Origin of the sequence: Mesorhizobium sp. M4A.F.Ca.ET.020.02.1.1, from assembly GCF_004022645.1 — a bacterium.
Classification (GTDB): domain Bacteria; phylum Pseudomonadota; class Alphaproteobacteria; order Rhizobiales; family Rhizobiaceae; genus Mesorhizobium.
This window is the reverse complement of record NZ_RZOI01000686.1, coordinates 1-3205: the sequence shown is the minus strand read 5'-3', so window position 1 is coordinate 3205 and position 3205 is coordinate 1. Positions and strand designations below refer to the sequence as shown.

At 67.3% G+C, this 3205-nt stretch carries 1 protein-coding gene; it reads right to left on the bottom strand.

The genetic code is table 11. The features are described from left to right. On the bottom strand, nt 1-3205 hold a 3205-nt coding region (locus EN742_RS29320; RefSeq protein WP_148670340.1), incomplete at both ends, for an alpha-2-macroglobulin.

Sequence of the window (3205 nt, the reverse complement as noted above, 5' to 3'; positions counted from 1 at the left end):
CCTCCTTCATGCCGGTGGCGGTGCGGGCCGAATATTGCGGCCTATACATATCCTCCACCGTTGCCGCCGGATGGGCATAGGTGCCGGGCGTCACCGCGCGCACGACATAGGCCAGCGTGATGTTGCGGTCGCCGTCGCCGTCGTTCGGGTTGAAGGCCGCGACGAAGCGGTCGTCGCGGAACTCGAGATGGGCGGCGTCGGTCTGCGCCAGCCAGGAGAAGTTCGACAGCTGGGCGCTGGACACCAGGCCCGGATTGTCGATCTCGAAGCCGGCCGGCAACAGGTCGGTGATCAGGAGGCGCGAAGGCCAGCTGTTCTGCTCATAGACCTTGAGAACGACGACATAGCGCTCGTTCTGCGTGGCCTCGGTGACGTTGGCCTCGGTGCCATCGAGCCTGTAGTAGGTGCGATCGATGGTGAAGCCGTCGCCACCGGCCGGCAGCGACTCAACCGGCGAGGCCACCGTGGTGACCACCGCCTGCAGCGGCGTCTTGCCGGTGTTGGCGATGGTGAGCGGGCTGTCGGCGATGTCGCTGCCGCTGAAGCGGTCGGAATAGCCACCGGCATGCGGCGCACCGTTGACGGAGAGCGTGATGGAATCATTGCCCTCCTTCAGCGCCCGCGCCGCCAGGAGCATCCAGGACTCGTCCTGCGTGCTCGTCCAGCGGGCATCGGCGCGCTCCCGGGCCACCAGCTTGATCAGCGCCGGCACGATGGTCGGCACCGGCTTCGATTCGGCGGCCAGCGCCAGGATTGCCGCGCCGTCGCGGAGCGGCGAACCATAGTCGGAGCGGTAGTAGTCGTACTCGGTGCTCGCCTGCGCCAGACGCAGCGCGGTCTGGAAGGTGGCCTCCGAGCGCTGCGCGTCGCCGTAGAGAGCAAGGCTCGCCGCAAGCTGCGCTACGGCCATCGGGCTGGTGAAGGCTTCGAGCTGGGTGTCGGCATAGTAGCGCAGATCGCCGATCGAGGCCTTCTTGTTGCGGGCCAGCACATAGAGCGCGTAGGCGATCTCGCTGCCGCGATCCTGGACGTCCTGGTCGTAGCCGAGCGAGTTCTGCAGGTTGCTCAGCGCCTGGTTCATCGCCAACGCCGGCACGTCGTATTTCTGCTCGCGCGCCCGGGTCAGGAAGTCGCTGACATAGGCGTCGAGCCAGAGATCGCCGGAGCCTGGGCCCCACAGGCCGAAGCTGCCGGCCGAGGCCTGGTAGCTCAGCACCTTGTAGATCGCGTCCTGGATGCGGCCGTGCAGGTCCGGATCGCTGGCCATGCCGATGCCTTCGGCCAACTCGTTGACATAGAGCAGCGGCATGGCGCGGCTGGTCGTCTGCTCGGCGCAGCCATAGGGGTAGCGGTCGAGCGTCATCAGCAGCGAGGGCACGTCGAAGGCGGCCGCCTGAGAGACGCCGACGCTTACCGAAGCGCCGTCGAGCAGGCTTGCCGCCAGGAGTTCCTTGTCGACGCGCAGGGCGCCGACATTGGGCTTGAGGTCGACCACTAGGCGGGTGGTGAGCGGCAACTGCGCCGGCCGCACCGGGACGTAGAGCGTCTGCTCGACCTCGGTGCCGTCGGCATGGGCGAGCTTGACGGTGATCGTGGCGTCGCCCGCCGTCCTGGCGATCAACGGCACGGTCAGGGTCTGGCGCTTGCCCTGGGCGAGCGTCAGCCTGCCGGGGAGCGGCTTGTCGCCGGTGGACAGGTCGCCTGTCGTGTCGATCGATAGGGCATAGTCGCCGGCTGGGCCGTCGGTGTCGGCGATGTCGAGGCGCATGACAGCGTTGTCGCCGGGCGCCAGGAAGCGCGGCAGGCCGGCGGTGATCACCACCGGATCGCGCACGATGACATCGGCCTGAGCGTGGCCAACCGCTTCCTTCGTCCAGGCGACGGCCATGACACGCACGGTTCCATTGAACTGCGGGATGTCGAAGTCGATCCTGGCCTTGCCGTCGGCATCGAGCTGAACGGGACCGGAGAAGAAGGCGACCAGCTTCTCGGTCGGCGGGCTGCCCTGCGCCTGCAAGGCGGCGCCGTCGCCGCCGGTGCGCAGCTTGCCGGTGGTGCCGAGCGAGCCGTCGATCAGGCGGCCGTACAGGTCGCGGATCTCAAGCCCCAGCATGCGCTGGCCGAAGAACCAGTTTTCCGGATCGGGCGCCTTGTAGTTGGTGAGGTTGAGGATGCCGACATCGACGGCGGCAACCATCACATAGGCATTGCTGCTAGGCTGCACGCCTGCCACCGCGACCGGGATCGACAGCTGCTGGCGTGGCATTGTCTTCTCAGGCGGCGTCAAGGTGACGGCGAGCTTCTTCGAGCCCGGGTCGACCGCCAGCCATTTCACGCCGATGGCGCGGGCTGGCATGCGCGTCTCCTGCGCGTCGCCCGGCCGGAACAGTGTCGCTGTAACATAGGCGCCGGCGCCCCAGTCGTCGCCGACCGGGATGTCGACGGTTCCACCGCCGGCAGGTACGCTTGCGGTGACGGTCTTCAGCAATTTGTCGGCGCCGATGGTGACCAGCAATTCGCCGGCAAAGTGCGGCGAGACCTTGAGCTTGGCCACGTCGCCAGCCGCGAAGGTGTCCTTGTCGAGAGCAATCTCGAGGCCGTCGGGCGTTTCGGTGGTGGTGGAACTGACATACCAGCCGCCATCGAATTCGTAGCTGGTCGCCGGACCCTCGGGATCAGCCGTCTCGACCTCGAGCCGGTAGCGGCCCCAGTCGACCGGCAGCGACACGGTTGCCTCGCCATCGGCGGCAAGATCGATCTGACCGTTGGCCACCGATTTGGTGAAGGTGACCGGCTCGTAATTCCATGAATTGTTGGAGCGGTACCACTGGTAATTGCGCTCGACCTTGACCAGCGACCACAGCGCGCCTTTCAGCGCCTCGCGCTTGCCGTCGGGGTCGACGGCGATCAGGCTGAACTTCGCCGTGCCGCCCTGCGGCACCTCGTCGTTCTCGAAATCCGGACGGATGCCGATCATGTGGCCCTGCGGGCGGATGCCGATGTTGAGCGATCGCTCGACGGCGCGGCCGCCGGTTTCGCGCATGCGGACGGTGACTTTGGCGTCGACCAGCTTGGTGGTCGAGGGCAACTGGTCGACGGCGACCGGGAAAGTCGCCTTGCCGTCCTCGCCGACCACGGGCAGGCCGGCGAGCGGCGTCACCGAGGGCTCGGCCGACTGCTCGTCGGCGAGACCGAAGGAATAGCC